This window comes from Pseudomonas fluorescens, assembly GCF_000967965.1.
Lineage (GTDB): Bacteria > Pseudomonadota > Gammaproteobacteria > Pseudomonadales > Pseudomonadaceae > Aquipseudomonas > Aquipseudomonas grandcourensis.
Map to the genome: position 1 here is coordinate 16,492 of NZ_LACC01000012.1, position 17,469 is coordinate 33,960.

Genomic DNA, 17,469 nt, shown 5'->3' on the forward strand with positions numbered 1-17,469 from the left:
TGCGTTGTAACGCGGCCTGCTAGATAATCCCGCGCTACGGGGATCAGCGTTCGTTGGTCCATTTTGACTTAGGTAGAGACTTGTCCGGATCCGATTGGGGAATCATTTCGCCCCAGCGGAGTCGGAACAATGCTCGCCAACTTGGCAAGAGTGGTTTGCAAGGGCGGTTTTTTCATACCGTACACCGAGCAGACCCTTTAACTGGCCGTTGGTTTTTTGATCTGTTTTCGGCGAGGGTTGCTCGTGATTGTTAGTCCCTGTAACGCACCAAAATTGTCTGCCAAACGGTTACGCAGCGCCCTGGTAGCGGGCTCTGCACTGCTCTGCCTGCTCAGCGGCGGTCAGCTTTGGGCATTCAGTCTGGATGATGTATCGGCCAAGGCAAAAGAACTGGCCGCGCAGAAATACGAAGCGCCGCGCAGTAACCTGCCGAACGAGTTCCGCGACATGAAATTCGCGGACTATCAGAAAATTCGTTTTCTGACGGAAAAAGCCGAGTGGGCTGATCAGAAGACGCCGTTCAAGCTGTCCTTCTATCACCAGGGCATGCATTTCGATACGCCGGTGAAAATCAACGAAATCACCGCGAACACCGTCGAAGAGATCAAGTACGACCCGAGTCGTTTCGACTTCGGCGACATGCAGTTCGATCCCAAGGCCACCGAACAACTGGGCTATGCCGGTTTCCGTGTGCTGTACCCGATCAACAAGGCCGACAAGCAAGACGAAATCATGACCATGCTCGGCGCGAGCTACTTCCGCGTCGTTGGCAAGGGTCACGTCTATGGTTTGTCCGCTCGCGGCATGGCGCTGGATACCGCATTGCCGTCCGGCGAAGAATTCCCGCGCTTCCGCGAGTTCTGGATTCAGCAGCCCAAGCCAGGTGACAAGCACCTGGTGATCTTCGCCCTGCTGGACTCACCTCGTGCCACCGGTGCCTATCGCCTGACCCTGCGTCCGGGCAGCGACACCATCGTCGACGTCAAGGCGCAGATGTTCCTGCGTGACAAAGTCGGCAAGCTGGGTATCGCCCCGTTGACCAGCATGTACCTGTTCGGCGCCAACCAGCCGTCGAAAGTACTGAACTACCGTCGCGAGCTGCACGACTCCAGCGGCCTGGCGATCCATGCCGGCAACGGCGAGTGGATCTGGCGTCCGCTGAACAATCCGAAGCACCTGGCTGTGAGCAACTTCAGCGTGGAAAACCCGCGCGGCTTCGGTCTGCTGCAACGTGGCCGCGACTTCAGCCACTACGAAGACCTCGACGACCGGTACGACAAGCGTCCAAGCGCCTGGATCGAGCCGAAGGGTGACTGGGGCAAGGGCACCGTCGACCTGGTCGAGATTCCGACCGCCGACGAAACCAACGACAACATCGTTGCTTTCTGGAACCCGGAAAAATTGCCGGAACCTGGCCAGCCGCTCGATGTCGCTTATCGTATGCACTGGACCATGGATGAAGACACGATTCACGCGCCGGACAGCGCCTGGGTCAAACAGACCCTGCGTTCCACCGGTGACGTCAAGCAGTCAAACCTGATTCGTCAGCCGGACGGCAGCGTTGCCTACCTGGTGGACTTCGAAGGCCCGTCCCTGGCGGCATTGCCGGCCGATGCGGAAGTTCGCAGCCAGGTCAGCGTCGGCGACAACGCCGAGCTGGTGGAAAACAGCGTGCGCTACAACCCTGAAACCAAGGGCTGGCGCCTGACCCTGCGGATGAAGATCAAGGATCCGGGCAAGTCCACCGAGATGCGTGCCGCACTGGTGCAGAACATCGTGCCGGCGGACCTGGCCAAGACTTCGATTCCAGCGTCGAACTCTTCGGTTGCCAAGGCCGACAAGGTTGCCGCCAAGCAACAAGAGAAAGCGGACAAGGAAGCCAAACAAGCGGAGGCCAAACAGGCTGAAGCGAAGCCTGTTGCAGATGCCAAGGACAAGACCAATAAAGACGCCAAGCAGCCTGTTGCTGCCGACGCGGCCCCAGCCACACCGGAATCGGCCCCGACTGAAGAAGTCCTGACCGAGACCTGGAGCTATCAGTTGCCTGCCGATGAGTAACTCTCAAGTACGGCCAGAAACTCTTTCCGAGTATCTGGCGCATCTGCCGATGACCGACGAGCAGCGCGCGGAACTCGCGGGCTGCCAGTCTTTCAGCGAATTGCATGAACGCCTGTCATCGTCGACATTCGACGCCCCGACCGAAGCCGCGCAGGCTTCGGTGGGCAAACGCCTGACCCTGAGCACTGCCGAAGAGCTGCAGGACGCGGAAATGCTGGTGCTCGACGCCAACGGCCGAGTCTGCCTCAAGGCGACCCCGCCGATCCGTCGGACCAAGGTCGTGCCAGAGCCGTGGCGCACCAACATTCTGGTGCGTGGCTGGCGTCGGATGACCGGTCGTACCAACCCGCCGAAGCCGCCGAAGGATGAGCGTGTCCTGCCGGCCGCGCGCTGGCGTACCGTAGGTTCGATCCGTCGCTACATTCTGTTGCTGCTGATGCTCGGCCAGACCATCGTCGCCGGCTGGTACATGAAAGGCATCATGCCGTACCAGGGCTGGTCGTTCGTCGACCTCAACGAAGTGCTGCACCAGCCGCTGCTGCAAACCGCCACGCAAGTGCTGCCGTATGCCTTGCAGACCAGCATCCTGATCCTGTTCGGGATTCTGTTCTGCTGGGTATCGGCCGGTTTCTGGACCGCGCTGATGGGCTTCCTCGAATTGCTCACCGGTCACGATAAATACCGTATCTCCGGTAAAAGTGCCGGCAACGAGCCGATTCCGAAAGATGCCCGCACCGCACTGGTGATGCCGATCTGCAACGAAGACGTGCCACGGGTATTCGCCGGCCTGCGGGCGACCTTCGAGTCGGTGGCGGCCACGGGTGACTTGGACCGCTTCGACTTCTTCGTCCTCAGCGACAGTAACGACGCCGATATCTGTGTTGCCGAGCAACAGGCCTGGCTGGATGTCTGCCGAGAAGCCGGGGGCTTCGGCAAGATCTTCTACCGTCGCCGCCGTCGTCGCGTAAAACGTAAAAGCGGCAACCTCGACGACTTCTGCCGTCGCTGGGGCGGTGACTACAAGTACATGGTCGTACTCGATGCCGACTCCGTGATGAGCGGTGAGTGCCTGACCAGTCTGGTACGCCTGATGGAAGCCACGCCGGACGCCGGGATCATTCAGACCGCGCCACGTGCGTCGGGCATGGACACCTTGTATGCGCGCATGCAGCAGTTCGCCACTCGTGTGTATGGCCCGCTGTTCACCGCCGGCCTGCACTTCTGGCAACTGGGCGAGTCGCACTACTGGGGCCACAACGCGATCATCCGCATGAAGCCGTTCATCGACCACTGCGCCCTGGCGCCGTTGCCCGGTACAGGCGCGTTCTCCGGCTCGATCCTGTCCCACGACTTCGTTGAAGCTGCGTTGATGCGCCGTGCAGGCTGGGGCGTGTGGATTGCCTACGACTTGCCGGGCAGCTACGAAGAACTGCCGCCGAACCTGCTGGACGAACTCAAGCGTGACCGTCGCTGGTGCCACGGTAACCTGATGAACTTCCGCCTGTTCCTGGTCAAGGGCATGCACCCGGTGCACCGCGCAGTGTTCCTGACCGGCGTGATGTCCTACCTGTCGGCGCCGTTGTGGTTCTTCTTCCTGGTGCTGTCGACCGCGCTGCTGGCGGTCAACACGCTGATGGAGCCGCAGTACTTCCTCGAACCGCGTCAGCTCTATCCGCTGTGGCCGCAATGGCACCCGGACAAGGCGATTGCGCTGTTCTCGACCACCATCGTGCTGCTGTTCCTGCCGAAACTGCTGAGCATCATCCTGATCTGGGCCAAGGGCGCGAAAGAGTTTGGCGGCAAGTTCAAGGTGACCCTGTCGATGCTGCTGGAGATGCTGTTTTCCATGCTGCTGGCGCCGGTGCGGATGATTTTCCACACCCGTTTCGTCCTCGCCGCGTTCCTCGGCTGGGCCGCGACCTGGAACTCGCCGCAACGTGACGACGACTCCACGCCATGGAGCGAAGCGGTCAAGCGCCACGGCCCGCAAACCCTGCTGGGCTTCTTCTGGGCCATGCTAGTGATCTGGCTGAACCCGAGCTTCCTGTGGTGGCTGGTGCCGATCGTCGGTTCGCTGATGCTGTCGATCCCGGTGTCGGTGATCTCCAGCCGTGTCGGCCTGGGCCTGAAGTCCCGTGACGAGAGCCTGTTCCTGATCCCCGAGGAATACAATCCGCCGCAGGCCTTGCTGGCAACCGACCAGTACACCCACGAAAACCGCTGGCATGCGCTGAACGACGGCTTCGTCCGTTCGGTGGTCGATCCACAGCAGAACGCCCTGGCGTGCTCGCTGGCGACCTCCCGGCACAATCAGGCTGAGCCGATTGAGTGGTTGCGGATCGAGCGGGTTCGCCACGCTATGAAGGTTGGACCTGAAGGCCTGACCAACAACGAGCGTGTGCAACTGTTGAGCGACCCGGTGGCATTGGCCCGCTTGCATGAGCAGGTCTGGAGCGAAGGTCACCCAGAGTGGCTGGGCGCCTGGCGTAAGTCGGTCAAGGCCGACCCCCACGCACCGCTGCTGCCGCTCAAGCCAATGAGCGAACAGCCCCAGTTGGCATAATAGAAAAACCCGCGAAAGCGGGTTTTTTTATGGCTTGAAGTTTGTTCTTGAGCTCGCACCAGATGCTGTAACGGCAGCGTCTGGTCGGACGCTTTCGCGGGCAAGCCCGCTCCCACAAGGTTGTGTGTACAACGCAATTCCCCGTGGGAGCGGGCTTGCCCGCGAAGGCATCACCTCGGTCCTGAGTAAACCGAGGTATGCGGATCACCTCAAACCCTGAATTTGCCCACCAGCATCTGCAAATGCGTCCCCAGCCGTGCCAGCTCAACGCTGGACGCCGCCGTCTCTTCACTCGCCGCCGAAGTCTGGTCCGACACATCCCGCACGTTCAGCACGCTACGGTTGATCTCCTCGGCCACAGCGCTCTGCTGTTCGGCGGCTGCGGCGATCTGCTGGTTCATCGCCTGGATCGCCGACACCGTGCGGGTGATGCTTTCCAGTGAGCCACCGGCGCGGCGGGTCAGTTCGACGCTGCTGTCGGTCAGGGTGCGGCTGTTGTCCATGATGGTCGCCACTTGCTGGGTACCGTTTTGCAGGCCGACGATCAGCTCTTCGATCTCCTCGGTGGACTTCTGGGTACGCTGGGCCAGGCTGCGGACTTCGTCGGCGACCACGGCAAAACCACGCCCGGCTTCACCGGCGCGGGCGGCTTCAATCGCAGCGTTGAGCGCCAGCAGGTTGGTTTGCTGGGCCACGGACTTGATGACGTCGAGCACGCTACCGATCTTGTCGCTTTCGCGCTTGAGTTCGCCCATGGCCTCGGTGGAATGACCGACTTCCTTGGCCAGGCGTTCGATCTGGGCGATGGCTTCACCGACCACTTTGTCGCCTTCGCGGGCCTGCTGGTCGGCGGCGACGGCGGCTTCGGAGGCTTCTTCGGCGTTGCGCGCAACTTCCTGCACGGTGGCGGCCATTTCGTTCATGGCGGTGGCGACCTGATCGGTCTCAATCTTCTGGCTGTTGACCCCGGCGCTGGTCTGCTCGGTGACGGCAGACAGCTCTTCGGCGGCGCTGGCGATCTGCGTGACGCCATCGCTGATGCCGCCGATCAGTTCGCGCAAGCCCTGGGTCATGCTCTGCATGGCACGCTGCAACTGGCCGAGTTCGTCACGGCGCTGCGACGTCAGGTTGTGGGTCAGGTCGCCACTGGCGACGCGCTGGGCCACGACCAGAGTCTGGTTCAACGGAATGATGATCTGCCGGGTGATCGCCCAGGCGGCCAGCAGGCCGAAGGCGATGGCCAGCACGGTGGCGAGGCTCAGCATGTTCTTGGCATGGGCGGCGTCGGTGTCGCGCACGACGGTTTGCGAGACGGTGAGTTTCTGGCTCATGTCCAACAGGATGTTGCCTTGGACGGACATGCGTGCCAGGGCCTTGGCGCTGGCCACCTGGGAGTCGCGGAACTGGCTGACGGCGGCGCGGTAGGCCTTCAGCGAATCTGTTGCCTGTTGCAGGTTGGCGATGTGTTCTTCAGGCAGTTTGGCCGGCAGGCTCTCGAGGTTCTTCAGGGCGTTGTCGATCGCGTCGAGGGCTGGCTGTTCGGCTTCGTTCTTGCCGCTGTAGGTGTAGCCGCGAACCTGGAAGCGCGCCTGCTGGATCAGCTTGCTCAGGTCGATGACGCTGTTGAACGCCGCCACGCTGTCACCTTGCAGCATGGATTTTTCCACTTCGGCGACGCGGGCCACTGCGTTGTCGGCGGTGGCGCCGAGTTTGCTGCGGGCGTCTTCACGCTGGGCGCCGGCCTGGGTCATTTCGTTGAAGGCGCGACGGTATTCGGCGACAGCGGCCAGTTGTTGATCGACCATGGCCGTATCGGCCGGTTGCTCGATCAGGCCGCGGGCGGTCTGCAGGCCGCTTTCTAGCTTGCCCAACAGATCGTTGACGGCGCCGGGACCTTGTTCACCGCGACGCATCTCGTAATCCAGGCGTGCAATGCGCAGGTCCTTGGTCAGGTCGTTGAGACTGGCGATGAACCCGAGTTTATCGCCACGGCTGGTTACGCCGCTCAGGCCGTTCCAGCCGGTGAAGGTGATCAGCAGGGTCAGTAACAGCACCAGGCCGAAGCCGATCCCCAGCTTGCGTTTGACGCTGACGTTTCCCAGATTCTCGGCTAGCCATTGGTACATGCTGAAACTCCCCTGACCACAATTTGGTTTTATGGGGAGGTTATCGGCCGGCGTGCGAAGTTCTGTAGTACAGGTGGCTGATCATCCAGGGCAGATGACAGACCTGTGGGATTGTGTCCGGGATTAGAAAAGTCGTGCCAGCAGCGCGGTCACGGCGGTTTCAACGCGCAGGATGCGTTCGCCCAATTGCACCGGTTGCAGCCCGGACTTGCCCAGCAGGTCGATCTCGTAGGGAATCCAGCCACCCTCGGGGCCAATGGCCAGGGTCACCGGTTCACTGAGTGCGCGAGGGCAGGGCGGGTAATTGCCCGGATGCCCCACCAGGCCGAGGGTGCCTTCGGTGATCGCCGGCAGACGATCTTCGACGAAGGGCTTGAAGCGCTTCTCGATCACGACTTCCGGCAGCACGCTGTCCCGGGCCTGTTCGAGGCCGAGGATCAACTGCTCGCGAATCGCCTCTGGCTCCAGGAAGGGGGTCTGCCAGAAGCTCTTCTCGACGCGATAGCTGTTGACCAGCACGATCCGTGGCACACCCATGGCCGCCACGGTCTGAAACACCCTGCGCAGCATCTTGGGCCGTGGCAGGGCCAATACCAGGGTCAATGGCAGCTTGGCTGGTGGCGGTTGGTCGAGGGTGACGCGCAATTCCGCTTCATCGGCGTCCAGGCGCAGCACTTCGGCCGAACCCATCAAGCCGCCGATTCGCCCGACGCGCATGCTGTCACCGACTTCGCAGCGATGGACTTCCTGCATGTGGGTCAACCGGCGATCACACAGGACCGCGCGGTCGGCCGCAATGAAATCGGCCTCTTCAAGGAGCAGCAGGTTCACGCTTGGGTCGCTGGCGGCTGGTCGTTGTGATCGTCAGCCGGTTGGTCGTCCGGATGCTCGCCACGCTTGCTGATCAGGCTGCCAAACAGGATGCCGATCTCGAACAACAGCCACATCGGCACGGCCAGCAGGGTCTGCGAGAAGATGTCCGGCGGTGTCAGGATCATGCCGACTACGAAGCAGCCAATGACCACGTACGGGCGGATTTTCTTCAGGTATTTGACGTCGACCACGCCGATCCACACCAGCAGCACCACGGCCACCGGGATTTCGAACGCCACGCCAAAGGCGAAGAACAGCGTCATGACGAAATCGAGGTAACTGGTGATGTCGGTCATCATTTCCACACCGGCCGGGGTGGCGGCGGCGAAGAACTTGAAGATCAACGGGAACACCAGGTAGTAGGCGAACGCCATGCCGGCATAGAACAACACGATGCTGGACATCAGCAATGGCACAGCAATGCGCTTTTCATGCTTGTACAGGCCGGGGGCGATGAAGCCCCAGATCTGGTGCAGGATCACCGGGATGGCCAGGAACAGCGAGACCATCATCGTCAACTTCAGTGGCGTCAGGAACGGCGACGACACGTCAGTGGCAATCATCGTAGCGCCGGCGGGCAGGTACGCGCGCAGCGGCGTCGACACGAAGGTGTAGATCTGCTGGGTGAAGGCGAACAGCCCGGCAAAGATGATGAAGATCGCCGCTACGCAGCGCAGCAGGCGGGTGCGCAACTCGGTGAGGTGCGAAACCAGCGGCATGTGCTGGTCGTTTTCAGGAAGATCGCTCATGGGGCTCGCGGCGGCAGTGTTGGGTCATGAGGGGCCGGCGCAACGGGCGCAGCCGCCGGTGTAACGGGTTCAATCGGAGTGGCTGCAACAACAGGCGCAGGTTCGACAGGCGCTACAACGGGAGCAGGTGTCGGGTCGACGGTAGCGGCAGGCGCATGAATCGTCTGCTCGCCCACGTGTTCCACCGGCGTCGGCTCCTGCTGGGTCGGCGTGAAGATTTTCCGCGCCTCCTGCTCAAGCGACAGGATGTGCTCGTTGTGCAGTTGCCGACGAATTTCGTCGGCACCGATTTCACGTTCAACTTCCTGTTTGATTGCGTTGAAGCTGCGCTTCAGACGCCCGACCCACAGGCCAGCGGTGCGCGCAGCGCCCGGCAGGCGCTCGGGACCCAGCACCAGCAGGGCAACGAGGCCGACGAGCAGCAGTTCAGAGAAGCTGATACCAAACATTAGTCAGTGCTCACACGTCTTTGCGGATCGGCTCTTCGACTTTCTGTGCCTGCACGTCGATGGTGTGCGGCTGGTTTACAGAGGCCTGAGGCTGTACCGGTGGAACCGGTTGGGCCGGGGTCGCATTCGGGTCGGCCGGTTTTTCGTCGTCGTTCATGGCTTTCTTGAAGCCCTTGATCGATTCGCCGACGTCGGTGCCGAGGTTTTTCAGTTTCTTGGTGCCGAACACCAGTACCACGACAACCAGGATGACGATCCAGTGTTTCCAGTCAAAAATGCCCATGCTGCTGCTCCTCTCTAATAGTTATTCAGACGGACGGGCGCGAGGCTTTCTCGGCGTGTCCGGAGAGACCGAAACGACGGTCCAGTTCATCGAGTACAGCTTGTGGATGCTGCCCCAATTGGGCGAGCATGACCATGCTGTGGAACCACAGATCGGCGGTTTCGTAGATCACATCGCTACAGTCGCCGCTGACGGCGGCGTCCTTGGCGGCAATGATGGTTTCGACCGACTCTTCGCCGACTTTTTCCAGAATCTTGTTCAAGCCCTTGTGGTACAGGCTGGCGACGTACGAGCTGTCGGCAGCGGCGCCTTTGCGCTCTTCGAGTACCTCGGCGAGGCGGGTGAGAGTGTCACTCATGTTTGTGCCCTGCGGAATAGATGGCGTGCGGATCTTTCAGGACCGGGTCGACGGTTGTCCAGTCGCCGTTCTCATAGACGCGGTAGAAGCAGCTCTGGCGGCCGGTATGGCAGGCGATGTCGCCGATCTGCTCGACCATCAGGATGATCACGTCGGCGTCGCAGTCCAGGCGCATCTCGTGCAGGGTTTGCACATGGCCGGACTCTTCGCCCTTGCGCCACAGCTTGCCACGGGAGCGTGACCAGTAGATTGCACGGTTCTCGGCAGCGGTCAGTTCCAGTGCTTCGCGGTTCATCCAGGCCATCATCAGGACGCGCCCGGTCTTGTGATCCTGGGCGATGGCCGGCACCAGGCCGTCAGCGTCCCACTTGATCTCGTCCAGCCAGTTTTTCATCTTCGACTCCGACAGCGGGCTCGACACTTCAATAGCCGAGCTCAGGCGTTGAAACAGTGTGCCAGTCGTTCACACAACTGGCTATCGGCGCACGACCAGATACAAACCGACGGCCATCATGATTCCCGCCGGCCAATAGGCCAACTGGTTCAGCGGACCGCCCGCGGCAAGGATGGCGCCACCGGCCAGGTGTGCCGTACCGAGCAGGCGCAGGAACCAGTCGTCACGGCGTCGGTGCCACGCAGGTGGCGGGCCGTAGGCGTGGGGCTGGGACATGCGTTCGAGCAGGTCGCGGGCCATGTTGGCCAGGTGCGGGATCTGCTCGAACTGGCTGTGCACGTTGCCGAGCAGGGCTTTGGGGCTGACCCGCTCGCGCATCCAGCGTTCGAGGAACGGCTGCGCGGTGTTCCACAAGTCTAGGTCCGGGTACAGCTGGCGGCCCAGGCCTTCAATGTTCAGCAGGGTTTTTTGCAGCAGGACCAACTGTGGCTGCACTTCCATGTTGAAGCGGCGCGCGGTCTGGAACAGGCGCATTAGCACCTGGCCGAAGGAAATATCTTTTAACGGTTTTTCGAAGATCGGCTCGCACACGGTACGGATCGCTGCTTCGAATTCGTTGAGTTTGGTTTCCGCCGGCACCCAGCCCGAATCGATGTGCAACTGCGCCACGCGACGGTAATCGCGCTTGAAGAAGGCGAACAGGTTGCGCGCCAGGTAATCCTGGTCTTCCGGGGTCAGGCTGCCGACGATGCCGCAGTCGATCGCAATGTACTGCGGGCTCCACGGATTCACGGTGCTGACGAAAATGTTGCCGGGGTGCATGTCGGCGTGGAAGAAACTGTCGCGGAACACCTGGGTGAAGAAAATTTCCACGCCACGTTCGGCGAGCATTTTCATGTCGGTGCGCTGGTCGGCGAGGGTTGCCAGATCGGTGACCTGAATGCCGTAGATACGCTCCATCACCAGCACTTTCGGTCGGCACCAGTCCCAATAGACTTGCGGCACGTACAGCAGCGGCGAACCGTCGAAGTTGCGCTTCAACTGGCTGGCGTTGGCCGCCTCGCGCAGCAGGTCGAGTTCGTCGTAGATGGTCTTTTCGTAATCGCTGACCACGTCCACCGGATGCAGCAGGCGCGCATCGGCCGAGAGTTTTTCGGCGGCGCGGGCGAGGATGAACAGCCACGCCAGGTCCTGGGCGATCACCGGCTTGAGGCCAGGGCGGATCACTTTGACCACCACTTCTTCACCGGTTTTGAGTTGCGCGGCATGCACCTGTGCCACCGAGGCCGAGGCCAACGGTTCGACGTCGAAACGGCTGAACACTTCGCTGATTTTCTTGCCCAGCTGTTCCTCGATCAGCTTGACCGACACCTGCGAGTCGAACGGCGGTACGCGGTCCTGCAGCTTCATCAGTTCGTCGGCGATGTCTTCGGGCAGCAGGTCGCGACGGGTGGACAGGATCTGCCCGAACTTGATGAAGATCGGCCCCAGGTCCTGCAATGCCAGGCGCAAGCGCGCGCCACGGCTCAGGTCCAGTGTCTTGCGCGGGAACCAGCGCCACGGCAAGGCGTAACGCAGCGCCCGCAGAAACCAGGGCAGCGGCAGGGCGAACAGCAGGTCATCGAGGCGGTAGCGGATCACGACGCGCTGGATGCGCAACAAACGGCGGACGGCAAGCAGCTTCATGCGTTATCGCTTGGGTCGAGGGATCGGGAAAGGCGCTCGAAACGCGCCTCGAGACGTTCCAGATCGAGCTTGATCTGGTCCAGTTCACTGAATCGGGCTTCGGCCTCGCGCTGCCCGACGAGGGTGCGCGATTCTTCGGCCAGGTATTCGCCCAGGTTCTGGCCCAGGCTGGCAAAGCCTTGCTGATACCAGCGGGCGCGGCTGCGCAGGTGACCGCCGACCAGTTGCGTGGCCACTGGGCCCAGCCAGCGCGAGAGTTCGTACTCCCAGTCCAGCTCAAGGTCCTGGAGGATCGCCGCCAGCTCCAGCAGCACGCCGCTGTTGCCGTCGAGTTCGACTTCAGGACTGTGCAGGATCGAGGTCTTGTCCTTGCGCATGGCCAGTTTCAGCAGGCTCGAGGCCGGTGCACGCAAGGTGCAGTCGGCGCCGGTTTCCCACTGGGAAGCGAGCATCAGGCCTTCGTCGCTGGGCAGGATGAACAGTTGCAGCGCCGGGCTGCGACAATCGACGGCAATCACTTTGCCGGTCAAGTGCGCCAGCCGCGGCAGCGCCGTGCTGTCGAGACGCAGCACCCGGTTCAGGCCGAGTTCAACGCTGGCGAGCAGGCCGGCGAGCAGCATCAGGGCTTGATACCGCGGTGCAGGGCAACGATGCCTGCGGTCATGTTGTGATAGGTCACGCGGTCGAAACCGGCCTCGACCATCATCGACTTCAGGGTTTCCTGGTTCGGGTGCATGCGGATCGATTCGGCCAGGTAGCGGTAGCTTTCCGAGTCGTTGGTGATCAGCTTGCCCATCAGCGGCATGAAGGCGAACGAGTAGGCGTCGTAGGCCTTGGACATCAGCGCGTTGGTCGGCTTGGAGAACTCCAGCACCAGCAAGCGGCCGCCAGGCTTGAGCACGCGCAGCATCGAGCGCAGGGCATCTTCCTTGTGGGTCACGTTGCGCAGGCCGAAGGCGATGGTCACGCAGTCGAAATGGTTGTCCGGGAACGGCAGTTTTTCCGCGTCGGCCTGGACGAATTCGACGTTGCCGGCCACACCGAGGTCCAGCAGGCGGTCACGACCGACCTTGAGCATGGATTCGTTGATGTCGGCCAACACGACCTGGCCGGTCGGGCCTACCAGGTGCGAGAACTTGCGGGTTAGATCGCCGGTACCGCCGGCAATGTCCAGCACGCGGTTACCGGTGCGCACGCCCGACAATTCGATCGCAAAACGCTTCCACAGACGGTGCATGCCGCCCGACAGAAGGTCGTTCATCAGGTCGTACTTGGCGGCTACCGAGTGGAAAACCTCAGCGACTTTTTCCGCTTTCTGGCTTTCCGGAACGTTTTTGAAGCCGAAGTGAGTGGTGGGTTCGGCATCGCTGCCTTTGCGCTGATCAGTCATATCGCTGTCACCAAAAGAGAATGCGCGACATTCTAATCCCCAAGGCATGCTTTGTCTTGGCAAGGCTGAAGGTAAGATGGGCAACCATCGGGACGTTTTGACGCAGCAGAGGTCAAGATGCCTCGGGAAAGCATCCATAAAGCAGGAGTCATTCGATGGCCCGTATTAGTGTTGAACGTGCCCATGGCCTGGGTAAGGAAGCGGCTCGCGAAAAGGCCGACAAGCTGGCGCAGAAACTTTCCGACCAGTATGGCCTGGAGCCGCAGTGGTCCGGCGACACCCTGAACCTCAAGCGCTCGGGTGTGAAGGGCGCGGTGCATGTCAGTGAAGATTCGATCAAGGTCGACGTGGAACTGGGCCTGATGATGTCGGCCATGAGCGGCATGATCAAAGCGGAAATCGAAAAGGCGCTGGACAAGGCGTTGGTCTGATTTCCCCTTGAAATCACATCCCTTGTAGGAGTGAGCCGGCTCCGGGCGGCGTTCCGACGATAGCGGTTAAATAGACAACATTGATGTTGGCTGACACTCCGTCATCGCGAGCAGGCTCACTCCTACATTTTTTATGGCGCGCGCCCGACGATTTATGTCATTTGTTAGGGTGCCGTTTCTAATTTTTCTCCCTACTTTGTGCCAGAGCCCGACACTTACCCGGGCAGTTCCTCAAACCTTCTGCGCGTGAGGTGCACCATGGCCAAAGTTATTTTGAAGAAAAAAATCGACCCGTCGACCGGCACGCTGGGCGACGTCAAATCCTATGCCCGCAAGATCTGGCTGGCAGGCCTGGGTGCCTACACCAAGGTCGGCCAAGAGGGCAGCGAGTACTTTCAAGAACTGATCAAGGCTGGTCAGGTTGTTGAAAAGAAAGGCAAAAAGGTAGTCGCCGAGAAACTTGAAGCGGCCAATGCCGAGATCGATGAAGCCAAGAGTGAAGTCAGCACTTTCAAAGGTCGTGTCGAAGTTCAACTCGACAAGGTCGAGAAGGCGTTCGACACGCGCGTCGCAAGTGCCTTGAATCGTATCGGTATTCCGTCTAAACATGACGTTGAGACACTCTCTGCTAAGCTCGATGAGCTGACGGCATTGCTCGAACGTGTCGCGCGTAAATCTTAAGGAGAACGGGATGGCTGTTAAAAAGAAAACCGAAAAAGAAGGCAGCTCGTGGATCGGGAAGGTTGAAGATTACTCCCGAAAAATCTGGCTGGCTGGTTTAGGCGTGTACTCGAAGATCGACACTGACGGCAGCAAACTCTTCGATGCATTGGTTAAAGACGGCGAGAAAGCCGAGAAGCTCACCAAGAGCGCTGTTGGCAAGACTGTCGACGCCGCCAAGGACTCCGCTTCTTCGGCCAAATCGCGCATCAGCGGCGTGAAAGATCGCGCACTGGGCAAGTGGGATGAGCTGGAAGGTGCTTTCGACAAGCGTCTGAACAGCGCCATTTCGCGTCTGGGCGTACCGAGCCGCAACGAAGTCAAGGCACTGCACAGCAAGGTCGAAACCCTGACCAAGCAAATCGAAAAACTGACCGGTGCCAAGGTTGCGCCTGTTGCGGCGAAAACCGCAGCAGCCAAGCCTGCTGCCAAGCCGGCCGCCAAAACCGCAGCCAAGCCACTGGCAAAAGCAGCGGCTAAACCTGCTGCCAAGCCTGCGGCTAAAACTGCAGCCGCCAAACCGGCCGCGGCAAAACCAGCGGCCAAGCCGGTAGCTGCAAAAGCCGCTGCTAAACCGGCCGCCAAGCCTGCAGCGAAAACTGCAGCGGCCAAGCCAGCTGCCGCCAAGCCAGCAGCCAAACCTGCTGCGGCGAAAAAACCAGCGGTGAAAAAGCCGGCAGCTCCAAAAGCCGCCGCGCCAAAACCAGCAGTGGCAGCTGCCAAACCGGCAACGCCGGCAGCTCCGGTCAGCGCATCGAACTCCGCGACCGCACCGACCCCTGCTGTCACCCCGACTGTCGCGCCGGCTCCATCGACGCCAACCAGTCAGTCCTGATTTTCAGGGCTCAAGAAAACGCCCGGCCTGTGAAGGCCGGGCGTTTTTGTTTGCGCGTGAATCTCTGAGCGACACAAGCCCACAGGGTTGGTCGGTATCAGGATTACTCGTGGTCTTCCAGATACTCCATCGCCATCTGTTCGGTCGCCGCCTTCATCGACGGCAGCAGGTGCGGCGCCACCAGCATCATGATCTGGTAAACCACCAATCGCACCTCGCCCTGACGATCAAGAATCCGCTGGTAATCCAGTGAGAACAGCAGCGTCATGGTGATCTGCTCCACCAGTTGCCCCAGTGCCTGGGTATCGCTGACCAGCAGCCCTTGTGCCTGCAATCGTGCCAGCAGCGACGCCAGTGTGCGCTTGAGTGCGTTGAGCAGGTTGCGAATGCCCTTGGCCAGCTTCGGCAGGCGTCCGGCGAGGTTCGACAGGTCCTGGAACAGGAACCGGTAATGGGACAGGCGTTCGACGATCAGGTGCAGGAACAGCCAGTATTCTTCGGGCGCCAGTTCGGCATCGGCCGGTGGATCGAGCAGGGGCGCCAGTTCGCTCTGAAAGCGTTCGAACAGCCCGAGAATCAGCGGTTCCTTGCCGTGGAAGTGGTAGTAGAGGTTGCCCGGGCTGATCCCCATTTCATTGGCAACTTCCATGGTGGAGACATTCGGTTCGCCCTTTTGATTGAACAACTGCAGGGCACATTCGAGGATCCGGTCGCGGGTTTTCATCCAGTCTTCTTAATCATCGGGTCTTGCCACGGCCGACAGCGGCCGTGGCTCGTTGAACGTCAGCGCACGCGCACGTAAGTACCGGGTGCTGCCTCCATCGGTGGATAGTTCTGGTTGCCGAGGGCCATGTGGGTTTCTTTCTGCGCGCCGGAACGTTGCTGTATCCAGTCCAGCCATTGGGTCCACCAACTGCCGTCGACACGCTTGGCGTCGTAGTACCAGGCCCGTGGGTCGCTGCTCAGTTTGCCGTTCTCGACGTAGTTGGCTTTCGGGTTACTCGGCGGGTTGAGGATGCTCTGCACATGCCCACTGTTGGACAGCACGAAGCGGCGCTCGCCACCGAGCAACAGCGTCGAGCGATACACCGCGTCCCACGGCGTGATGTGATCGTTGATGCCGGCGACGCTGAAGCTGTCGACGGTAACCTTCTGCAAATCGATCGGTGTGCCACAGACTTCCAGGCCACCCGGGTGAGTCAGCGGGTTGTGCTTGAAGAAGTCCAGCAGGTCGCCATGCAGGGCGGCCGGCAGGCGTGTGTTGTCGTTGTTCCAGTAGAGGATGTCGAACGCCGGTGGCTCCTTGCCCAACAGGTAGTTGTTGACGAAGTAGCTCCAGATCAAATCGTTGGGGCGCATCCAGGCGAAGACCTTGGCCATGTCGCGGCCGTCCAGCACACCTTTTTGATAGGAGCGGCGCTTGGCGGCTTCCAGAGTCTGTTCGTCGGCGAACAGCGTCGCGGGGCTGTCCATCTGACTGTCGAGCAGGCTCACCAGGTAAGTCGCGCTGGACACTCTGCGCAGCTGTCGCTTGGCCTGCAAGTGACCCTGCAACGCGGCAATGGTCAGCCCGCCGGCGCAGGCGCCCATCAGGTTGACCTCCCGTGCGCCGGTGATCGCCCGGCAGACGTTCATGGCCTCTTCCACGGCTTCCACGTAGGTCGAGAGCCCCCATTCACGATGGCGCACATCCGGGTTACGCCAGCTGATCATGAAGGTTTGCAGACCGTTTTTCAGGGCGTACTGGACGAAGCTGTTGTGGGGGCTCAGGTCGAAAATGTAGTACTTGTTGATTTGCGGCGGCACCACCAGCAGGGGCTTGGAATACTGCTTTTCGCTCATCGGCTTGTACTGGATCAACTCCAGCAGCTCGTTGCGAAACACCACTGCACCAGTGGAGGTGGCGACCGTCTTGCCAACCTCGAACGCTTGCTTGGTGACTTGCCGGGGCAGGCCATCGTTGTGCAGCAGATCGTCCACCAAATGGCTGATGCCGCGCACCAGGCTGTTACCGCCGGAATTGAAAAGCTCCTTGACCGCCAGTGGATTGAGCAGGCTGTTGGAGGGCGATACGGCGTCGTTGAGCAAGGTGAACGCGAAGTGGGCGCGGGCGCGGTCGTCCGGGCTCATGTCGCTCTCGTCGATCCAGCTCTTGACCTGTTTCTGCCAGCTCAGATAGGCCTGCAGGCTACGGCGATAAAACGGGTTGAGGCTCCACGCCGGATCGGCGAAGCGAGCGTCCTGCGGGTTGGTCGGGTGCAGGGTTTCGCCCAGCAGCACACGGCCAAGCTGACCGCCGAGTTTGAGTGCATGTCGGGCGCTGTGCACCGGATTGCGCAAGCCATGGGCGGCCACACTGCGCAGGGTCGACAGCAGGTCCCGACCGCGCAGGCCGGTAATCGCACTCTGTGCATTGATGAACGCGGCGGGAGTCGGTAAGGAATCCCTCGCTGGTTTCTCGCGCATGAGTCAACACTCCTTCGTCTTCAGGCCAAAAACAAACACACTGAACCAGAACACCATAGACGCTGTAACGGGTTGTTGCGCGGCGTGG

Annotated in this window: 17 protein-coding genes and 1 pseudogene; 5 read left to right on the forward strand and 13 right to left on the reverse strand. The window is 60.9% G+C overall.

Features of this window, described 5'->3' with window-relative positions:
- Positions 1-243 precede the first annotated feature (243 nt).
- Both VC35_RS09815 and mdoH read left to right on the forward strand, forming a co-directional pair.
- On the forward strand, positions 244-2,058 hold the full coding sequence (locus VC35_RS09815) for a glucan biosynthesis protein G (RefSeq protein ID WP_046039603.1): 1,815 nt from the start codon (positions 244-246) through the stop codon (positions 2,056-2,058).
- Positions 2,051-4,621 carry a glucans biosynthesis glucosyltransferase MdoH gene (mdoH, locus tag VC35_RS09820; protein ID WP_046039604.1) on the forward strand — a complete coding sequence of 857 codons (2,571 nt, stop codon included), beginning with the start codon at positions 2,051-2,053 and terminating at the stop codon, positions 4,619-4,621. The genes VC35_RS09815 and mdoH overlap by 8 nt, the downstream gene beginning before the upstream one ends.
- A 209-nt stretch (positions 4,622-4,830) precedes the next feature.
- Here mdoH and VC35_RS30295 read toward each other — a convergent pair whose 3' ends face one another.
- From VC35_RS30295 to ubiE, 11 genes and pseudogenes are all read right to left on the reverse strand, one after another.
- On the reverse strand, positions 4,831-5,703 hold the full coding sequence (locus VC35_RS30295) for a methyl-accepting chemotaxis protein (protein ID WP_404942352.1): 873 nt from the start codon (positions 5,701-5,703) through the stop codon (positions 4,831-4,833).
- Positions 5,686-6,747, reverse strand: a pseudogene (locus VC35_RS30300) (methyl-accepting chemotaxis protein); the annotation flags it as partial. The pseudogene VC35_RS30300 and the gene VC35_RS30295, both read right to left, overlap by 18 nt.
- A 123-nt stretch (positions 6,748-6,870) precedes the next feature.
- Positions 6,871-7,578, reverse strand: coding sequence for a 16S rRNA (uracil(1498)-N(3))-methyltransferase (locus VC35_RS09830; RefSeq protein ID WP_046039609.1), 708 nt, complete (start codon positions 7,576-7,578; stop codon positions 6,871-6,873).
- Positions 7,575-8,369: a twin-arginine translocase subunit TatC gene (gene tatC, locus VC35_RS09835; protein ID WP_046039611.1), complete on the reverse strand. Its 795-nt coding sequence runs from the start codon at positions 8,367-8,369 to the stop codon at positions 7,575-7,577. Before tatC ends, VC35_RS09830 begins: the two co-directional genes overlap by 4 nt.
- On the reverse strand, positions 8,366-8,818 hold the full coding sequence (gene tatB / locus VC35_RS09840; protein ID WP_046039612.1) for a Sec-independent protein translocase protein TatB: 453 nt from the start codon (positions 8,816-8,818) through the stop codon (positions 8,366-8,368). Before tatB ends, tatC begins: the two co-directional genes overlap by 4 nt.
- A 10-nt stretch (positions 8,819-8,828) precedes the next feature.
- A complete protein-coding gene (locus VC35_RS09845; protein ID WP_007989280.1) occupies positions 8,829-9,101 on the reverse strand; it encodes a twin-arginine translocase TatA/TatE family subunit in 273 nt (90 codons plus the stop codon).
- A 25-nt stretch (positions 9,102-9,126) separates the two neighbouring features.
- Positions 9,127-9,459: a phosphoribosyl-ATP diphosphatase gene (locus VC35_RS09850; RefSeq protein WP_046039615.1), complete on the reverse strand. Its 333-nt coding sequence runs from the start codon at positions 9,457-9,459 to the stop codon at positions 9,127-9,129.
- On the reverse strand, positions 9,452-9,853 hold the full coding sequence (gene hisI, locus VC35_RS09855; protein WP_007989281.1) for a phosphoribosyl-AMP cyclohydrolase: 402 nt from the start codon (positions 9,851-9,853) through the stop codon (positions 9,452-9,454). Before hisI ends, VC35_RS09850 begins: the two co-directional genes overlap by 8 nt.
- An 81-nt stretch (positions 9,854-9,934) precedes the next feature.
- Positions 9,935-11,539: a ubiquinone biosynthesis regulatory protein kinase UbiB gene (gene ubiB, locus VC35_RS09860; protein ID WP_046039617.1), complete on the reverse strand. Its 1,605-nt coding sequence runs from the start codon at positions 11,537-11,539 to the stop codon at positions 9,935-9,937.
- Complete coding sequence (locus VC35_RS09865; protein WP_046039619.1) at positions 11,536-12,159, reverse strand: ubiquinone biosynthesis accessory factor UbiJ; 624 nt, start codon at positions 12,157-12,159, stop codon at positions 11,536-11,538. Before VC35_RS09865 ends, ubiB begins: the two co-directional genes overlap by 4 nt.
- Positions 12,159-12,929 (reverse strand): bifunctional demethylmenaquinone methyltransferase/2-methoxy-6-polyprenyl-1,4-benzoquinol methylase UbiE, encoded by a 771-nt coding sequence (gene ubiE / locus VC35_RS09870; protein ID WP_007989286.1) that lies wholly within the window; start codon positions 12,927-12,929, stop codon positions 12,159-12,161. The genes VC35_RS09865 and ubiE overlap by 1 nt, the downstream gene beginning before the upstream one ends.
- A 155-nt stretch (positions 12,930-13,084) precedes the next feature.
- Here ubiE and VC35_RS09875 point away from each other — a divergent pair, with 155 nt between their 5' ends.
- From VC35_RS09875 to VC35_RS09885, 3 genes are all read left to right on the forward strand, one after another.
- Entirely contained in the window at positions 13,085-13,360 is a 276-nt protein-coding gene (locus VC35_RS09875; RefSeq protein ID WP_015093124.1) for a polyhydroxyalkanoic acid system family protein, read from the forward strand.
- Positions 13,361-13,618: 258 nt separating this feature from the next.
- Positions 13,619-14,041 carry a phasin family protein gene (locus VC35_RS09880; RefSeq protein ID WP_008047828.1) on the forward strand — a complete coding sequence of 141 codons (423 nt, stop codon included), beginning with the start codon at positions 13,619-13,621 and terminating at the stop codon, positions 14,039-14,041.
- Positions 14,042-14,051: 10 nt separating this feature from the next.
- Positions 14,052-14,915 (forward strand): phasin family protein, encoded by an 864-nt coding sequence (locus VC35_RS09885; RefSeq protein ID WP_046039623.1) that lies wholly within the window; start codon positions 14,052-14,054, stop codon positions 14,913-14,915.
- Positions 14,916-15,018: 103 nt separating this feature from the next.
- Here the strand turns inward: VC35_RS09885 and VC35_RS09890 are convergent, their stop codons facing one another.
- On the reverse strand, positions 15,019-15,639 hold the full coding sequence (locus tag VC35_RS09890) for a TetR/AcrR family transcriptional regulator (protein ID WP_008047831.1): 621 nt from the start codon (positions 15,637-15,639) through the stop codon (positions 15,019-15,021).
- Positions 15,640-15,698: 59 nt separating this feature from the next.
- Positions 15,699-17,381, reverse strand: a complete 1,683-nt coding sequence (gene phaC, locus VC35_RS09895) for a class II poly(R)-hydroxyalkanoic acid synthase (protein ID WP_046039625.1) — start codon at positions 17,379-17,381, stop codon at positions 15,699-15,701.
- Between the last annotated feature and the right edge of the window lie 88 nt (positions 17,382-17,469).

What these genes read in the sequence shown, in the direction of transcription:
- phaC (WP_046039625.1), bottom strand. Translation starts at nt 17,381, where the DNA reads ATGCGCGAGAAACCAGCGAGGGATTCCTTACCGACTCCCGCCGCGTTC.
- tatB (WP_046039612.1), bottom strand. Translation starts at nt 8,818, where the DNA reads ATGTTTGGTATCAGCTTCTCTGAACTGCTGCTCGTCGGCCTCGTTGCC.
- mdoH (WP_046039604.1), top strand. Translation starts at nt 2,051, where the DNA reads ATGAGTAACTCTCAAGTACGGCCAGAAACTCTTTCCGAGTATCTGGCG.
- tatC (WP_046039611.1), bottom strand. Translation starts at nt 8,369, where the DNA reads ATGAGCGATCTTCCTGAAAACGACCAGCACATGCCGCTGGTTTCGCAC.
- VC35_RS09885 (WP_046039623.1), top strand. Translation starts at nt 14,052, where the DNA reads ATGGCTGTTAAAAAGAAAACCGAAAAAGAAGGCAGCTCGTGGATCGGG.
- VC35_RS09865 (WP_046039619.1), bottom strand. Translation starts at nt 12,159, where the DNA reads ATGCTGCTCGCCGGCCTGCTCGCCAGCGTTGAACTCGGCCTGAACCGG.
- ubiB (WP_046039617.1), bottom strand. Translation starts at nt 11,539, where the DNA reads ATGAAGCTGCTTGCCGTCCGCCGTTTGTTGCGCATCCAGCGCGTCGTG.
- VC35_RS09875 (WP_015093124.1), top strand. Translation starts at nt 13,085, where the DNA reads ATGGCCCGTATTAGTGTTGAACGTGCCCATGGCCTGGGTAAGGAAGCG.
- hisI (WP_007989281.1), bottom strand. Translation starts at nt 9,853, where the DNA reads ATGAAAAACTGGCTGGACGAGATCAAGTGGGACGCTGACGGCCTGGTG.
- VC35_RS09890 (WP_008047831.1), bottom strand. Translation starts at nt 15,639, where the DNA reads ATGAAAACCCGCGACCGGATCCTCGAATGTGCCCTGCAGTTGTTCAAT.
- VC35_RS09845 (WP_007989280.1), bottom strand. Translation starts at nt 9,101, where the DNA reads ATGGGCATTTTTGACTGGAAACACTGGATCGTCATCCTGGTTGTCGTG.
- ubiE (WP_007989286.1), bottom strand. Translation starts at nt 12,929, where the DNA reads ATGACTGATCAGCGCAAAGGCAGCGATGCCGAACCCACCACTCACTTC.
- VC35_RS09850 (WP_046039615.1), bottom strand. Translation starts at nt 9,459, where the DNA reads ATGAGTGACACTCTCACCCGCCTCGCCGAGGTACTCGAAGAGCGCAAA.
- VC35_RS09880 (WP_008047828.1), top strand. Translation starts at nt 13,619, where the DNA reads ATGGCCAAAGTTATTTTGAAGAAAAAAATCGACCCGTCGACCGGCACG.
- VC35_RS30295 (WP_404942352.1), bottom strand. Translation starts at nt 5,703, where the DNA reads ATGCAGAGCATGACCCAGGGCTTGCGCGAACTGATCGGCGGCATCAGC.